Below are 15498 nucleotides of genomic sequence, written 5' to 3' on the forward strand. Positions count from 1 at the left end.
TTGTGGGGGTGGGCGGGTGCGGTGGTGGGGCTTTGCGCGGGTGGGTGTCTGCTGGTGCCGCCAGGTTTGTCAGTCCCGTCTCGTACTCTTGGCCCGTGCAGGAACTCCACGACGCCCCCCTCGCCCCCCTCACCACCTTCCGGTTGGGTGGTCCCGCGACGCGGTTGGTCACCGCGGCCACCGACGCCGAGGTGATCGACGTCGTGCGCGCGGCCGATGACGCCGGGACGCCGTTGCTGGTCGTCGGTGGCGGGTCGAACCTCGTCATCGGGGACAAGGGGTTCGAGGGCACCGCCCTGCGGATCGCCACCCGCGGCTTCGAACTCGACGGTACGCGGCTGGAGTTGGCGGCCGGTGAGGTGTGGACCGACGCCGTCGCCCGCACCGTGGAGGCCGGTCTCGCCGGTGTGGAGTGCCTCGCCGGGATTCCCGGGTCGGCCGGTGCGACCCCGATCCAGAACGTGGGGGCGTACGGCCAGGAGGTCTCCGCCACCATCACCGAGGTCGTCGCCTACGACCGCACCACCCGCGAGACGGTCACCCTCACGAACGAGGAGTGCGCCTTCTCCTACCGGCACAGCCGGTTCAAGGCCGAGCCCGACCGGTATGTCGTGCTGCGCGTCCGCTTCGAGCTGGAGGACGCGGACGGGCTGTCGGCGCCCGTGAAGTACGCCGAGACGGCCCGCGTCCTCGGCGTCGAGCCAGGTGACCGGGTGCCGTTGGCGCAGGCCCGGGAGACCGTTCTCGCGTTGCGTGCCGGGAAGGGCATGGTTCTTGATCCCGAGGACCATGACACCTGGTCGGCCGGTTCCTTCTTCACCAACCCGATCCTCACCGACGCGCAGTTCACCGCGTTCCACGCGCGCGTGGAGGAGCGTCTCGGGGAGGGCGTGGAGCCGCCCGCGTACCCGGCGGGGGAGGGGCACACCAAGACCTCCGCCGCCTGGCTGATCGACAAGGCCGGCTTCACCAAGGGATACGGCACCGGGCCCGCCCGGATCTCCACCAAGCACACCCTCGCCCTCACCAACCGGGGTGAGGCGACCACGGCCGACCTGCTCGCCCTCGCGCGCGAGGTCGTCGCCGGGGTCCACGACACCTTCGGAGTCACGCTCGTCAACGAACCGGTGACCGTAGGCGTCAGCCTCTGACACCGCCCTCCGGAGGGCCTCAATAGGCCAGCCCCACCCCCTGCTTCACCGTCCGGGGATCGTCGGTCATCGCCAGCATCGCGTGGGCGACGTCGGCCCGGCCGATGAACCGCCCCTTGTCCGGGAAGCCGCCCACGACCGTGCGGTACGTGCCGGTCACCGGCTTGTTCTGGAGGCGGGGCGGGCGGACGGTCGTCCAGTCCGTGGCACTGGCGGCCAGGGCCGCCTCCATCTCCCGCAGATCGTCGTAGACGTCCTTCAGGAGGGCCGAGATCAGCCCGCGCGCGGTGCGGTCCAGGAGCCCCGCGCCCTCCGGGTCCGGGCCGATCGGACCGGCGCTCACCACCAGCACCCGGCGCACCCCCTCCGCCTCCATGGCCGCCAGGACCGTCCGCGTGAGCCGGGTCGCGATCCCCGCGTCCTTGCGGCTGCGCGCACCGAGCCCGGACAGGACCGCGTCCCGGCCCGCGACCGCCGGGCGTACCGCCTCCGGGTCGGTGAGGTCCGCGCGGAACACCTCAAGTCCCGCGCCCCGCACGGTCAGCCGCGCCGGGTCCCGTACGACCGCCGTGACCTCGTGGCCCGAGGCCAGCGCCTGACGGACGATCTCCTGGCCGATGCCTCCGGTGGCACCGAAAACGGTGAGCTTCATGGCGCACTCCTGCCCCTGAACGAGGTGGGTGAGTGTTTACTCACCCCTGCCTCCCTCTAGAGTGAGTAAGCACTCACCCACCCGTCAAGCCCGAACGGACCAGCCATGGAATCCTTGGGCCCCATGCAGCAGAAACAGGCCCCGGAGCCCGTCGCGCAGAAACCCGCCCGGGTCCGCATCCTCGACGCCGCCCACGCGTTGATGCTCACCGTCGGCCTGGCCAAAACGACCACCAAGGAGATCGCGAAGGCCGCGGGCTGCTCCGAAGCCGCGCTCTACAAGTACTTCGCCAGCAAGGAGGAGCTGTTCATCAGCGTCCTCACGGAACGGCTGCCCCAGCTGACCCCGCTGCTGCGCAGCCTCGCCGCCGAGCCCGGACAGCACTCCCTGGAGGACAACCTCACCGAGATCGCCCGCCAGGCGGCCCTCTTCTACGAGCAGAGCTTCCCGATCGCGGCCTCCCTGTACGCCGAGACCCAGCTCAAGCGGCGCCACGACGAGGCGCTGCGGCAGCTCGGCTCGGGTCCCCACAAGCCGATCGAGGCCCTGGACGCCTATCTGCGCGCCGAACAGACCGTCGGCCGCGTCCGCCCCGACGCGGACACCTTCGCGGCCGCGTCCCTCCTCCTGGGCGCCTGCGCACAGCGAGCGTTCGCCTACGAGGCCGCAGGGACCGGCGTACGCCCGCCCGTGGACGACTTCGCGCCACGCCTGGCCCGGACGCTGCTGGGCGGAATCTCCGTTGCCGAAAACCCCTCCTGACCGGGACCCTTGTCCCATGAGGCACCCCATATGGAGCTGAGACTCCGCCAGTTCAGACCCCGGTTCGGCCCGCACGAACACCGGGTCGTCCAGCCCGGGCAACCCCTGCGCCACACCTCGCTGCGCGACCAGGCGCCGCTCGGAATGCTCATGGGGGACCACGACGGGCTGAGCCGGCTCGCGGGCCTGTTCTCGTTCGCGGCCTACTCGCGCCACACCATCGTGCACATCCCGCTGCGCGAGAGCGTGCCGCCCGACGAGGGGTGCGGGGAGCTGGTCGATCTGGTGGTGGCCCACCAGGAGGCGGGGCTACGGCCCTCCAAGTGGCCCGAGCTGAGACGGTCGCTGGGGCGCGGGACGCCGCTCACCGTCCGCACGGACGAGGCACGAACCGAGCGCCACGCGCGCGCGTGGCGGGAGCGGCCGTACGACCGCGGGCTGTTGCGGCACACCACGCATGCGCGTACGTACTTCCTCATCGGTGGCCGTGACGTCCTCGCCTCGGCCGCCACCGCCTTCGCCTACGCGGCCGGCTGGGGGCCGCGGCACAAGGGGGTCTCCAAGGGACAGTCGGCGTTGATGGCAGGTCTGCAGTACGAGCTGGAGCCCACGCGCGGCGGCGGGCACCCTCACGAGGTCCTGATCTGTTTCAAGCCGTATCCGCCCTACGCCCAGTTCAAGAGACCGGGGCACTGAGCCAGTCGTCGATGCCCGACAGGAGCTTCGTCTTCATGTCCTCCGGGGCGGCCGATCCGCGGACCGACTGCCGGGCCAGTTCAGCGAGTTCACGGTCCGAGAAGCCGTGGTACCGGCGGGCGATCTCGTACTGGGCGGCCAGCCGGGAGCCGAACAGCAGCGGGTCGTCGGCGCCGAGCGCGAGCGGCACGCCTGCCTCGAAGAGGGCCCTCAGGGGCACGTCCTCGTGCTTCTCGTAGACGCCCAGGGCCACGTTCGACGCGGGGCAGACCTCGCAGGTGATGCCCCGGTCGGCGAGCCGCTTCAGCAGGCGCGGATCCTCCGCCGCGCGGACGCCGTGGCCGATGCGGGTCGCGTGCAGGTCGTCCAGGCAGTCCCGCACCGACGCCGGGCCCGCCAGCTCGCCGCCGTGCGGCGCCGACAGCAGGCCGCCCTCCTGGGCGATCGCGAAGGCCCGGTCGAAGTCCCGTGCCATGCCCCGGCGTTCGTCGTTCGAGAGGCCGAAACCGACCACACCCTGGTCCGCGTACCGCACGGCCAGCCGGGCCAGCGTGCGCGCGTCCAGGGGGTGCTTCATCCGGTTCGCGGCCACCAGGACCCGCATCCCGAGCCCGGTCTCCCGGGAGGTCGTCTCCACCGCGTCCAGGATGACCTCGAGCGCCGGGATCAGCCCGCCCAGGCGCGGCGCGTACGACGTCGGGTCCACCTGGATCTCCAGCCAGCCCGAGCCGTCCCTGACGTCCTCCTCGGCGGCCTCGCGCACCAGCCGCTGGATGTCCTCGGGCTCCCGCAGACACGACCGCGCCGCGTCGTACAGCCGCTGGAAACGGAACCAGCCCCGCTCGTCCGTCGCCCGCAGCTTCGGCGGCTCCCCGCTGGTCAGCGCCTCGGTCAGGGCGTCGGGCAGCCGTACGCCGTACTTGTCGGCGAGCTCCAGCACGGTGGTCGGCCGCATCGACCCGGTGAAGTGCAGGTGCAGATGGGCTTTCGGCAGTTCAGAGACATCACGTACACGCTCCATCTGGGAATCCTGCCGTACGTTCGCGCCGTCCCGGTACCACTTTCCTCGATCGTGGTCTTGCTCGCACAAAGCAGCGGGCCGCCTCCCCGGAGGGAAACGGCCCGCACACGCGCGTGGAGCACGAGAAACGTCAGTCCTTGGCCTCCGCCAGCAGCTTCTGGATACGGCTGACGCCCTCGACGAGGTCCTCGTCACCCAGGGCGTACGACAGCCGCAGGTAACCGGGGGTCCCGAAGGCCTCGCCCGGGACGACCGCGACCTCGGCCTCCTCCAGGATCAGCGCGGCCAGCTCGACCGAGTCCTGCGGGCGCTTGCCGCGGATCTCCTTGCCGAGCAGCGCCTTGACCGTCGGGTAGACGTAGAACGCGCCCTCGGGCTCCGGGCAGAGCACGCCGTCGATCTCGTTGAGCATCCGCACGATGGTCTTGCGGCGGCGGTCGAAGGCCTCGCCCATCTTCGCGACGGCGTCCAGGTTGCCGGAGACGGCGGCCAGCGCGGCGACCTGGGCCACGTTCGAGACGTTCGAGGTGGCGTGCGACTGGAGGTTGGTCGCGGCCTTGACGACGTCCTTCGGGCCGATGATCCAGCCCACCCGCCAGCCGGTCATGGCGTACGTCTTGGCGACACCGTTGACCACGATGCACTTGTCGCGCAGCTCCGGGAGGATCGCGGGCAGCGAGGTGAACTTGGCGTCGCCGTAGACCAGGTGCTCGTAGATCTCGTCCGTCATGACCCACAGGCCGTGCTCGACGGCCCAGCGGCCGATCGCCTCGGCCTCGGCCTCGCTGTAGACGGCGCCGGTCGGGTTGGACGGCGAGACGAAGAGGACGACCTTGGTGTTCTCGGTGCGGGCCGCCTCCAACTGCTCGACCGTGACGCGGTACCCGGTCGTCTCGTCGGCGACGACGTCCACGGGGACACCGCCCGCGAGACGGATCGACTCCGGGTACGTCGTCCAGTACGGCGCGGGGACGATGACCTCGTCGCCCGGGTCGAGGATCGCGGCGAAGGCCTCGTAGATGGCCTGCTTGCCGCCGTTGGTGACGAGGATCTGCGAGGCGTCCACCTCGTAGCCCGAGTCGCGCAGCGTCTTCGCGGCGATCGCGGCCTTCAGCTCCGGCAGACCGCCGGCCGGGGTGTAGCGGTGGTACTTGGGGTTCGAGCAGGCCTCGATGGCGGCCTGGACGACGTAGTCCGGGGTCGGGAAGTCCGGTTCACCCGCGCCGAAGCCGATCACCGGACGTCCGGCGGCCTTGAGGGCCTTTGCCTTGGCGTCCACGGCGAGGGTGGCGGACTCGGAGATCGCGCCGACTCGGGCGGAGACCCGGCGCTCGGTGGGAGGGGTTGAGGCGCTCATGGTGCCCATCGTTTCAGACCGGAAACCCGCCCGGCACACCGGTTTCACAGACTGAACAGGATCGGGCGAGCGTGGAACAACCGTCCGGATTCCCGCCCCGGCCTGGGCGATCTTCCTCCGGCAATCCCCGTACAGGCACTTTCTGTTCGACGACCGGCCCCGGAGCACGTACACTCCTAGCTCGTTGGCCTTCAACAGCCGCGCCCTACCGGGTGCACACCGAGCACTCGGGCGGATGCGGTACGTTGGGGACGTCACAAAGGGTCGTAGCTCAATTGGTAGAGCACCGGTCTCCAAAACCGGCGGTTGGGGGTTCAAGTCCCTCCGGCCCTGCTACACACACCTTCACCAGGATGTGTGCGCAGCGCATGTACGTACAGCAATGCACCGCCGTGCGGCTCAGACCGGGCGCGGCACGGCCACGACCCGGGAACAGGTGAGGATGAATGGCGGACGCCGTGGGCTCCATCGACATGCCTGATGCCCAGGACGAGGTGTCGGAGTCCAAGAAGAAGGCCCGCAAGGGTGGCAAGCGCGCCAAGAAGGGCCCGCTGAAGCGCCTCGGCATCTTCTACCGCCAGATCGTCGCGGAGCTCCGCAAGGTCGTCTGGCCGACCCGCAACCAGCTGACGACGTACACGACGGTTGTCATCGTCTTCGTCGTCATCATGATCGGTCTCGTGACCGTGATTGACTATGGACTCAATCACGCCGCGAAGTACGTCTTCGGCTGAGGCCGGAAGCGAAGGGCGCCCTGACCGGCGCCCCTTTCGCGTGTTCCACCCCCATGTATCCAGGAAGAAGCAGCCACGTGTCTGACCCGAACCTGAACGAGGCCGTCGAGCCGGACGAGTCCGTGGAAGACGAACTCGACATCGTCGAGGGCGCGGACGAGGAGCTGGACGAGGTCGAGGCTGCGGACGCCGACGCGGGCGAGCCGGCCGAGGAAGCCGCCGTACACGTCGAGGACGAGGACGCGGAAGCGACCGAGGACCTCGACGACGAGGCCACGGCCGAGGACGACGAGGAAGAGGCCGAACCGGCCGAGCCCGTCGACCCCGTGGTCGCCCTGCGTGAGGAACTGCGTCTCCTGCCCGGCGAGTGGTACGTCATCCACACGTACGCCGGCTACGAGAACCGCGTGAAGACCAACCTGGAGCAGCGCGCCGTCTCGCTGAACGTCGAGGACTACATCTTCGCGGCCGAGGTGCCGCAGGAAGAGGTCGTCCAGATCAAGAACGGCGACCGCAAGACCATCAAGCAGAACAAGCTTCCGGGCTACGTCCTGGTCCGTATGGACCTGACGAACGAGTCCTGGGGCGTCGTCCGCAACACCCCCGGCGTCACCGGCTTCGTGGGCAACGCCTACGACCCGTACCCGCTGACCCTGGACGAGATCGTCAAGATGCTCGCCCCGGAGGCCGAGGAGAAGGCGGCCCGCGAGGCGGCCGAGGCCGAGGGCAAGCCGGTTCCGCAGCGCAAGGTCGAGGTCCAGGTGCTGGACTTCGAGGTCGGCGACTCGGTCACCGTCACCGACGGGCCGTTCGCGACGCTGCAGGCGACCATCAACGAGATCAACGCGGACTCGAAGAAGGTCAAGGGTCTCGTCGAGATCTTTGGTCGTGAGACGCCGGTCGAGCTTTCGTTCGATCAGATTCAGAAGAACTAGTAGTACTTCTGCTGCGGGTGTGTGGGGGCTGGTCGCGCCGTTCCCCGCGCCCCTAGGTGGGTCAGGTCAGGTGGGCTCCAAGTGGGCCCCCTGGCCTTTCTCGTTTTTGGGCATGGCTTCTTACCCGCTATTGTTGTGCGGTATGCCTGCGTGCGGCAGAACAACCCGAGTGCAGGCAGGACCCGAACGAGAGGACCCGGAGAGCAATGCCTCCCAAGAAGAAGAAGGTCACGGGGCTCATCAAGCTCCAGATCAACGCCGGTGCGGCGAACCCGGCCCCGCCGGTCGGCCCCGCGCTCGGTCAGCACGGCGTCAACATCATGGAGTTCTGCAAGGCCTACAACGCGGCGACCGAGTCGCAGCGTGGCTGGGTGATCCCGGTGGAGATCACGGTCTACGAGGACCGCTCCTTCACCTTCGTCACCAAGACTCCGCCGGCCGCGAAGATGATCCTCAAGGCCGCGGGTGTCGAGAAGGGCTCCGGCGAGCCGCACAAGACCAAGGTCGCCAAGATCACCCAGGCGCAGGTCCGCGAGATCGCCACGACCAAGCTTCCCGACCTGAACGCCAACGACCTGGACGCCGCGTCGAAGATCATCGCCGGCACCGCCCGTTCCATGGGCATCACGGTCGAGGGCTGACACCCACCCTTTAGGACACACCGTGGCAGGGCCTGCTCGGCCCACACCACGACTCCTCAGAACACACACAGGAGCAGTAGTGAGCAAGCGCAGCAAGTCTCTCCGCGCTGCGGACGAGAAGATCGACCGGGACAAGCTCTACGCCCCGCTCGAGGCCGTCCGTCTCGCCAAGGAGACCTCCACCTCCAAGTTCGACGGCACCGTCGAGGTCGCCTTCCGTCTGGGTGTCGACCCGCGCAAGGCGGACCAGATGGTCCGTGGCACCGTGAACCTCCCGCACGGCACCGGCAAGACCGCCCGGGTCCTGGTCTTCGCGACCGGTGACCGTGCCGAGGCCGCGACCGCCGCCGGCGCCGACATCGTCGGCTCCGACGAACTCATCGACGAGGTGGCGAAGGGCCGGCTGGACTTCGACGCCGTCGTCGCCACCCCGGACCTCATGGGCAAGGTCGGCCGCCTCGGCCGCGTGCTCGGTCCCCGTGGTCTCATGCCGAACCCCAAGACCGGCACCGTGACGCCGGACGTGGTCAAGGCCGTCAACGAGATCAAGGGCGGCAAGATCGAGTTCCGCGTCGACAAGCACTCGAACCTGCACTTCATCATCGGCAAGACGTCCTTCGACGACACCAAGCTGGTGGAGAACTACGGCGCCGCTCTGGACGAGATCCTCCGTCTGAAGCCGTCCGCCGCCAAGGGTCGCTACATCAAGAAGGCCGCGATCAGCACCACGATCGGCCCCGGCGTTCCGCTCGACCCGAACCGCACCCGCAACCTCCTCGTCGAGGAGGACCCGGCCGCCGTCTGAGCCCCGCGCTCACCTCGGTAGCCGCGTCCGGTACGCGTCAGCATCGAGCGAGCCCCGCAACCTTCGGGTTGCGGGGCTCGTCTTCTTTCCGGACGGGGTGTCAGTGCGCTGCGCTAGCGTTTCTGGCAGGCACAGCAATCGCATAGGGGTGGGGACGGATGAAGAGCACGACCGTGCGCCGGGTGGGTCTCTCGATAGCGGTGGCGACCGCGCTGGCCTCGGTGGCCGCCTGCGGCTCCTCGGGGTCCTCCGGGGGCTCCGGGGGCTCCGGCAAGGACGACAAGGCCGTGGGCAAGGGCTCGACCCGGGTGAGTCCGATAGCGGCCCTGCGCAGCGCCGAGCAGTCCACCGACAAGGCGGACTCCGCGAAGGTCGAGTCCTCCACGGTGATGGGCTCCCTGATGTCCATGGAGGCCAAGGGCGACCTCGGCTGGAGCGACGGCATCACCGGCGTCCTCACGATGACGTACACCGGCGGCACGCTGGCCCAGACGATGCGCGCGGCCGGGAGCACGTCGATGGAGGCCCGCTATCTGCCGGACGCCTACTACGCGAAGATGGGCGAGAAGTTCGCCGAGCAGGCGGGCGGCAAGCACTGGCTGAAGTACGACTACGACGACCTGGCCAAGCTCGGCGGCAGCTCCGGCGCGTACCTCAAGGACCAGATGCAGAACTCCACGCCGAACCAGTCGGTGAAGCTCCTGCTCGCCTCCGGTGACGTCAAGAAGGTCGGTACGGAGTCGGTCCGCGGCCAGCAGGCCACGCACTACTCGGGCACGGTGGACGTCGCCGACCTCGCCGCGAAGAACTCCAACCTCACCGCGAGCCAGCTCGCCGGCCTCAAGAAGCAGCTCACCGCGGCCGGCGTCACCACGGAACAGGTCGACATCTGGGTCAACGCCCAGAACCTGCTGGTCAAGAAGGTCGAGAAGGGCAAGATGTCCTCGGGCCAGTACAGCCAGACCGCCTACTACAGCGACTACGGCGTGAAGGTCGACGCGACCGTGCCCCCGGCGAGCGACACCGAGGACTTCACGGCACTCCTGAAGCGGCAGGGCGCGGGCTCGGACAGCAGCGGCACGTCGACCGGGTCCGGCACGAGTTCCTGAGCCGAGTGCGACTCCGGCCGGGCGCACGTCCGGCCAGGGCCAACTCCGGTCGGGGCCAGGGGAGTTCGCGGGGCCGAGGGGGTACCAGAGACGTGAAGAAGTGCGCGGCGAGGGCGACAAGGGTCCGCTCGGCATGACGATCACCTTCCTTGACCTGGACAAGCCGGTGACGGTCACCGCCCCGTCGGCGAGCGACACCACCGACCTCGCCGAGCTGATGAAGGACGCCCAGGGCTGAGCCGTACGGGCGGATTTGCTTCAGTCCGTGACGCTCGCGTACGGTGGTCCAGAAGCCAAAGACCGCTGGTCGTTGCCGTGCCTGTCAAAGGGTGTGGTGACCGAAGGATCCGCTGAACAGTGGGCGACCCGCGCAGGTGAACTGGATGTGCTCCCGGGATGTTGTTTCCGGTCGAGCTACGCCCCGTGCGCCTGCGCCGGGGCGTTTTCTCTGTCCCAGCCCCTTCTGAGCGGTCCTCATCACCCGGAAGGAGGCCGACGCTCTATGGCAAGGCCCGACAAGGCTGCCGCGGTAGCCGAGCTCGCGGGACAGTTCCGCGACTCGAACGCCGCCGTGCTGACCGAGTACCGGGGTCTCACCGTGGCGCAGCTCAAGACGCTGCGTCGTTCGCTCGGTGAGAACGCCCAGTACGCCGTGGTGAAGAACACGCTGACCAAGATTGCGGCCAACGAGGCCGGCATCTCTACGCTCGACGACCTGTTCAACGGTCCGACGGCGGTCGCCTTCATCACCGGTGACCCGGTGGAGTCGGCGAAGGGTCTTCGTGACTTCGCCAAGGACAACCCGAACCTCGTCATCAAGGGCGGCGTCCTTGACGGCAAGGCGCTGTCCGCCGACGAGATCAAGAAGCTCGCGGACCTCGAGTCCCGCGAGGTTCTGCTCTCCAAGCTGGCGGGTGCCTTCAAGGGCAAGCAGACTCAGGCTGCGCAGCTCTTCCAGGCGCTTCCGTCGAAGCTCGTCCGCACGGTGGACGCCCTTCGCGCCAAGCAAGAAGAGCAGGGCGGTGCCGAGTAATTCGGCTCGCAGCATGACCGCCGCCTGAGGCTCCGCGCCGCACGGCAACGGTCGTAGCGGGCCGAACGTACGCCCGCCAGACATGTACACACCGGCACCAGCCGAAAATTAGTGGAAGGAAGCCATCGTGGCTCTCACCCAGGACGAACTGCTCGCCGAGTTCGAGACGATGACCCTCATCCAGCTTTCCGAGTTCGTGAAGGCGTTCGAGGAGAAGTTCGACGTCACCGCCGCCGCCGCGGTCGCCGTTGCCGGCCCCGCCGCCCCGGGCGCCCCGGCCGAGGCCGAGGCCGAGCAGGACGAGTTCGACGTCATCCTCACCGGCGCCGGCGAGAAGAAGATCCAGGTCATCAAGGTCGTGCGTGAGCTGACCTCGCTGGGTCTCAAGGAGGCCAAGGACCTCGTGGACGGCGCCCCGAAGCCCGTCGTCGAGAAGGTCGCCAAGGACGTCGCCGAGAAGGCCGCCGAGTCCCTCAAGGCCGCCGGCGCCTCCGTCGAGGTCAAGTAACACCGTTGAGGCCGTGAACGAGGTCTCAGGACCTTGTAACGCCTAAGCACCGAAGAGCGATCATCCATCTGGGTGGTCGCTCTTCGGCGTTCCTGGGTCGGGTGAGCGGCAGCCTTGCGATCAGGGGTTCGCGGAGTATGGTGATCTTCTTCGTGCCTCCGAGCATCCCTGGTGGCATGTGGTGTGGGCCATGGAGGCCTTGACGAACCGCACGCAGCGCGCAATTCTCAGGACGCGTCGTCACAACGATCCGAATCCGAGGCATGGATCGGCGGCGAAGAGGGCAGTATCAACGCGTTGAGGACGTGAGCTTGCCGAGGGTGTTGAGCACGACGAGGGTCTCAAAAAAGCGGGGCTGGACATCAGTGCGCCAAGTGGCTACACTGACCCTTTGCGCTGCCTGTTAGCTGCTCCCTGCCCGTCACCAGGGGCATGCCCTCACTTGAGCATCGATGACCGGACCAACTCTGACCTGGCCTTTCCGGGCCGTCTCAGGAAGTCCATGTCTCTTTGCCCCTGAGAGGGGCCGGTACGCGCGTAGTGAGTCCGAGCCCTCGGAAGGACCCCCTCTTGGCCGCCTCGCGCACTGCCTCGACCGCGAATATGAACAACGGCGCCAGCACCGCCCCGCTGCGCATCTCCTTTGCAAAGATCAAGGAGCCCCTCGAGGTTCCCAACCTGCTCGCGTTGCAGACCGAGAGCTTCGACTGGCTGCTCGGCAACACCGCCTGGCAGAGTCGGGTCGAGGCGGCTCTGGAGTCGGGTCAGGACGTCCCCACCAAGTCCGGTCTGGAGGAGATCTTCGAGGAGATCTCTCCGATCGAGGACTTCTCCGGGTCGATGTCGCTGACCTTCCGCGACCACCGTTTCGAACCTCCCAAGAACAGCATCGACGAGTGCAAGGAGCGCGACTTCACGTACGCCGCCCCGCTCTTCGTAACCGCTGAGTTCACCAACAACGAGACCGGCGAGATCAAGTCCCAGACGGTCTTCATGGGCGACTTCCCGCTCATGACCAACAAGGGCACCTTCGTCATCAACGGCACCGAGCGTGTCGTCGTGTCGCAGCTGGTCCGCTCGCCGGGCGTCTACTTCGACTCCTCGATCGACAAGACGTCCGACAAGGACATCTTCTCCGCCAAGGTGATCCCCTCCCGGGGTGCCTGGCTGGAGATGGAGATCGACAAGCGCGACATGGTCGGTGTCCGCATCGACCGCAAGCGCAAGCAGTCCGTCACCGTCCTGCTCAAGGCTCTCGGTTGGACGACCGAGCAGATCCTGGAGGAGTTCGGCGAGTACGAGTCCATGCGCGCCACCCTGGAGAAGGACCACACCCAGGGCCAGGACGACGCGCTGCTCGACATCTACCGCAAGCTGCGTCCGGGCGAGCCCCCGACCCGCGAGGCCGCGCAGACGCTTCTTGAGAACCTCTACTTCAACCCGAAGCGCTACGACCTCGCCAAGGTCGGCCGCTACAAGGTCAACAAGAAGCTGGGCGGCGAAGCCCCGCTGGACGCCGGCGTCCTGACCGTCGAGGACATCATCTCGTCGATCAAGTACCTGGTGAAGCTGCACGCCGGTGAGACCGAGACCGTTGGCGACAACGGCACGACGATCGTCGTCGAGACCGACGACATCGACCACTTCGGCAACCGTCGTCTGCGCAACGTCGGCGAGCTCATCCAGAACCAGGTCCGTACGGGTCTGGCTCGTATGGAGCGCGTCGTGCGTGAGCGCATGACGACCCAGGACGTCGAGGCGATCACGCCGCAGACCCTGATCAACATCCGGCCGGTCGTCGCCTCCATCAAGGAGTTCTTCGGCACCAGCCAGCTGTCGCAGTTCATGGACCAGAACAACCCGCTGTCGGGTCTCACCCACAAGCGCCGCCTGTCGGCTCTTGGCCCGGGTGGTCTCTCCCGTGAGCGGGCCGGCTTCGAGGTCCGTGACGTGCACCCCTCGCACTACGGCCGCATGTGCCCGATCGAGACCCCTGAAGGCCCGAACATCGGCCTGATCGGCTCGCTCGCCTCCTACGGCCGGGTCAACGCGTTCGGTTTCGTCGAGACGCCGTACCGCCGGGTCACCGACGGTGTCGTCACCGACGAGGTCGACTACCTGACCGCCGACGAAGAGGACCGATTCGTCATCGCGCAGGCCAACGCGCCGCTGACGGACGAGTTCCGCTTCGAGGAGTCCCGCGTCCTGGTCCGCATCCGTGGCGGAGAGGTCGACTACGTCCCCGGTGACGAGGTCGACTACATGGACGTCTCCCCGCGCCAGATGGTGTCCGTCGCGACCGCGATGATCCCCTTCCTGGAGCACGACGACGCCAACCGTGCCCTCATGGGCGCGAACATGATGCGTCAGGCCGTGCCCCTGATTAAGTCCGAGGCGCCGCTGGTCGGCACCGGCATGGAGTACCGCTGTGCGGTCGACGCCGGTGACGTCCTGAAGTCGGAGAAGGACGGTGTGGTCCAGGAGGTCTCCGCGGACTACATCACCACCGCCAACGACGACGGCACGTACACCACGTACCGCCTCGCCAAGTTCTCCCGCTCCAACCAGGGCACCTCCGTCAACCAGAAGGTTGTCGTGGACGAGGGCGCCCGGGTCATCGCCGGCCAGGTGCTGGCCGACGGTCCGGCGACCGAGTTCGGCGAGATGGCGCTCGGCAAGAACCTGCTCGTGGCGTTCATGCCCTGGGAGGGTCACAACTACGAGGACGCGATCATCCTGTCGCAGCGCCTCGTGCAGGACGACGTCCTCTCCTCGATCCACATCGAGGAGCACGAGGTCGACGCCCGTGACACCAAGCTGGGCCCCGAGGAGATCACCCGGGACATCCCGAACGTCTCCGAGGAGGTCCTCGCCGACCTCGACGAGCGCGGCATCATCCGTATCGGTGCCGAGGTCGTCGCCGGTGACATCCTCGTCGGCAAGGTCACGCCCAAGGGTGAGACCGAGCTGACCCCCGAGGAGCGCCTGCTCCGCGCGATCTTCGGTGAGAAGGCGCGCGAGGTGCGCGACACCTCGCTGAAGGTGCCGCACGGCGAGATCGGCAAGGTCATCGGCGTCCGCGTCTTCGACCGCGAGGAGGGCGACGAACTGCCGCCCGGCGTCAACCAGTTGGTCCGGGTGTATGTTGCGCAGAAGCGCAAGATCACCGACGGCGACAAGCTGGCCGGCCGTCACGGCAACAAGGGTGTTATTTCGAAGATCCTGCCCATCGAGGACATGCCGTTCCTCGAGGACGGGACTCCGGTCGACATCATCCTGAACCCGCTGGGTGTCCCGTCCCGAATGAACCCGGGACAGGTCCTGGAGATCCACCTCGGCTGGCTCGCCAGCCGCGGCTGGGACGTCTCCGGTCTCAGCGAGGACTGGGCGCGCCGCCTGCAGGTCATCGGCGCCGACCAGGTCGCGCCGGGTACCAACGTCGCGACCCCGGTCTTCGACGGTGCCCGCGAGGACGAGATCTCCGGTCTCTTCGAGGCCACGATCCCGAACCGCGACGGCGACCGGCTGGTCCAGGCGTCCGGAAAGGCCAACCTGTTCGACGGCCGCTCCGGCGAGCCGTTCCCGGAGCCGATCTCGATCGGCTACATGTACATCCTGAAGCTGCACCACCTGGTCGACGACAAGCTGCACGCCCGTTCGACCGGTCCGTACTCGATGATCACCCAGCAGCCGCTGGGTGGTAAGGCGCAGTTCGGTGGTCAGCGCTTCGGCGAGATGGAGGTGTGGGCGCTTGAGGCTTATGGCGCCGCTTACGCCCTCCAGGAACTGCTGACGATCAAGTCCGACGACGTCACCGGCCGCGTGAAGGTCTACGAGGCCATCGTCAAGGGCGAGAACATCCCCGAGCCCGGCATCCCCGAGTCCTTCAAGGTGCTCATCAAGGAGATGCAGTCGCTCTGCCTGAACGTGGAGGTGCTGTCCAGTGACGGTATGTCCATCGAGATGCGTGACACCGACGAGGATGTCTTCCGCGCAGCGGAGGAGCTCGGCATCGACCTGTCCCGGCGCGAGCCGAGCAGCGTCGAAGAGGTCTGACGGGAGTCCGGAGACCTGCGCCACGCAGGTCTCCGGCC

Annotated in this window: 14 protein-coding genes and 1 tRNA gene; 12 read left to right on the top strand and 3 right to left on the bottom strand. The window is 67.9% G+C overall.

What is annotated here, in order from left to right; genetic code table 11:
- The first annotated feature begins 95 nt into the window (after positions 1 to 95).
- The gene (locus OO69_RS08975; RefSeq protein ID WP_033279970.1) at positions 96 to 1151 is read left to right on the top strand and encodes a UDP-N-acetylmuramate dehydrogenase; all 1056 of its coding nucleotides are present in this window, start codon (positions 96 to 98) and stop codon (positions 1149 to 1151) included.
- 19 nt (positions 1152 to 1170) lie between these two features.
- Here OO69_RS08975 and OO69_RS08980 read toward each other — a convergent pair whose 3' ends face one another.
- The gene (locus OO69_RS08980; protein WP_033279971.1) at positions 1171 to 1803 is read right to left on the bottom strand and encodes an NAD(P)-dependent oxidoreductase; all 633 of its coding nucleotides are present in this window, start codon (positions 1801 to 1803) and stop codon (positions 1171 to 1173) included.
- Positions 1804 to 1926: 123 nt separating this feature from the next.
- On the opposite strand from OO69_RS08980, the gene OO69_RS08985 reads away from it, so the two are divergent.
- Both OO69_RS08985 and OO69_RS08990 read left to right on the top strand, forming a co-directional pair.
- A complete protein-coding gene (locus OO69_RS08985) occupies positions 1927 to 2565 on the top strand; it encodes a TetR/AcrR family transcriptional regulator (RefSeq protein ID WP_051800878.1) in 639 nt (212 codons plus the stop codon).
- A 30-nt stretch (positions 2566 to 2595) separates the two neighbouring features.
- Entirely contained in the window at positions 2596 to 3261 is a 666-nt protein-coding gene (locus OO69_RS08990) for a hypothetical protein (RefSeq protein ID WP_033279972.1), read from the top strand.
- On the opposite strand, the gene OO69_RS08995 is transcribed toward OO69_RS08990, so the two are convergent.
- Both OO69_RS08995 and OO69_RS09000 read right to left on the bottom strand, forming a co-directional pair.
- Positions 3242 to 4282, bottom strand: coding sequence for an adenosine deaminase (locus OO69_RS08995; RefSeq protein WP_033279973.1), 1041 nt, complete (start codon positions 4280 to 4282; stop codon positions 3242 to 3244). The two genes, OO69_RS08990 and OO69_RS08995, sit on opposite strands and share 20 nt — an antisense overlap.
- 130 nt (positions 4283 to 4412) lie before the next feature.
- Positions 4413 to 5639 (bottom strand): pyridoxal phosphate-dependent aminotransferase, encoded by a 1227-nt coding sequence (locus OO69_RS09000; RefSeq protein WP_033279974.1) that lies wholly within the window; start codon positions 5637 to 5639, stop codon positions 4413 to 4415.
- A 260-nt stretch (positions 5640 to 5899) separates the two neighbouring features.
- Here OO69_RS09000 and OO69_RS09005 point away from each other — a divergent pair.
- The 9 genes from OO69_RS09005 to rpoB all read left to right on the top strand — a co-directional run bounded on the left by OO69_RS09005 (position 5900) and on the right by rpoB (position 15460).
- Positions 5900 to 5972, top strand: a tRNA-Trp gene (locus OO69_RS09005).
- Positions 5973 to 6085: 113 nt separating this feature from the next.
- Positions 6086 to 6373, top strand: a complete 288-nt coding sequence (secE, locus tag OO69_RS09010) for a preprotein translocase subunit SecE (RefSeq protein ID WP_019055477.1) — start codon at positions 6086 to 6088, stop codon at positions 6371 to 6373.
- Positions 6374 to 6450: 77 nt separating this feature from the next.
- The gene (nusG, locus tag OO69_RS09015) at positions 6451 to 7308 is read left to right on the top strand and encodes a transcription termination/antitermination protein NusG (protein ID WP_033279975.1); all 858 of its coding nucleotides are present in this window, start codon (positions 6451 to 6453) and stop codon (positions 7306 to 7308) included.
- A 206-nt stretch (positions 7309 to 7514) separates the two neighbouring features.
- Positions 7515 to 7949, top strand: a complete 435-nt coding sequence (gene rplK / locus OO69_RS09020) for a 50S ribosomal protein L11 (protein ID WP_019072313.1) — start codon at positions 7515 to 7517, stop codon at positions 7947 to 7949.
- Between the two features lie 79 nt (positions 7950 to 8028).
- The gene (gene rplA / locus OO69_RS09025) at positions 8029 to 8754 is read left to right on the top strand and encodes a 50S ribosomal protein L1 (RefSeq protein ID WP_033279976.1); all 726 of its coding nucleotides are present in this window, start codon (positions 8029 to 8031) and stop codon (positions 8752 to 8754) included.
- Between the two features lie 158 nt (positions 8755 to 8912).
- Positions 8913 to 9863 carry a hypothetical protein gene (locus tag OO69_RS09030; RefSeq protein WP_033279977.1) on the top strand — a complete coding sequence of 317 codons (951 nt, stop codon included), beginning with the start codon at positions 8913 to 8915 and terminating at the stop codon, positions 9861 to 9863.
- Between the two features lie 502 nt (positions 9864 to 10365).
- Complete coding sequence (gene rplJ / locus OO69_RS09035) at positions 10366 to 10896, top strand: 50S ribosomal protein L10 (RefSeq protein ID WP_033279978.1); 531 nt, start codon at positions 10366 to 10368, stop codon at positions 10894 to 10896.
- A gap of 124 nt (positions 10897 to 11020) precedes the next feature.
- The gene (gene rplL, locus OO69_RS09040; protein WP_106970986.1) at positions 11021 to 11404 is read left to right on the top strand and encodes a 50S ribosomal protein L7/L12; all 384 of its coding nucleotides are present in this window, start codon (positions 11021 to 11023) and stop codon (positions 11402 to 11404) included.
- Positions 11405 to 11974: 570 nt separating this feature from the next.
- Positions 11975 to 15460, top strand: coding sequence for a DNA-directed RNA polymerase subunit beta (rpoB, locus tag OO69_RS09045; protein WP_033279980.1), 3486 nt, complete (start codon positions 11975 to 11977; stop codon positions 15458 to 15460).
- Positions 15461 to 15498: the final 38 nt, after the last annotated feature.

The organism is Streptomyces sp. NRRL F-525 (assembly GCF_000716605.1).
GTDB lineage: Bacteria > Actinomycetota > Actinomycetes > Streptomycetales > Streptomycetaceae > Streptomyces.

Bases quoted from the DNA above. Each gene is read 5' to 3' on its own strand.
- rplK (WP_019072313.1), top strand. From the start codon at position 7,515: ATGCCTCCCAAGAAGAAGAAGGTCACGGGGCTCATCAAGCTCCAGATC.
- OO69_RS08980 (WP_033279971.1), bottom strand. From the start codon at position 1,803: ATGAAGCTCACCGTTTTCGGTGCCACCGGAGGCATCGGCCAGGAGATC.
- OO69_RS08985 (WP_051800878.1), top strand. From the start codon at position 1,927: ATGCAGCAGAAACAGGCCCCGGAGCCCGTCGCGCAGAAACCCGCCCGG.
- rplJ (WP_033279978.1), top strand. From the start codon at position 10,366: ATGGCAAGGCCCGACAAGGCTGCCGCGGTAGCCGAGCTCGCGGGACAG.
- secE (WP_019055477.1), top strand. From the start codon at position 6,086: ATGGCGGACGCCGTGGGCTCCATCGACATGCCTGATGCCCAGGACGAG.
- OO69_RS09000 (WP_033279974.1), bottom strand. From the start codon at position 5,639: ATGAGCGCCTCAACCCCTCCCACCGAGCGCCGGGTCTCCGCCCGAGTC.
- OO69_RS08990 (WP_033279972.1), top strand. From the start codon at position 2,596: ATGGAGCTGAGACTCCGCCAGTTCAGACCCCGGTTCGGCCCGCACGAA.
- OO69_RS09030 (WP_033279977.1), top strand. From the start codon at position 8,913: ATGAAGAGCACGACCGTGCGCCGGGTGGGTCTCTCGATAGCGGTGGCG.
- OO69_RS08995 (WP_033279973.1), bottom strand. From the start codon at position 4,282: ATGGAGCGTGTACGTGATGTCTCTGAACTGCCGAAAGCCCATCTGCAC.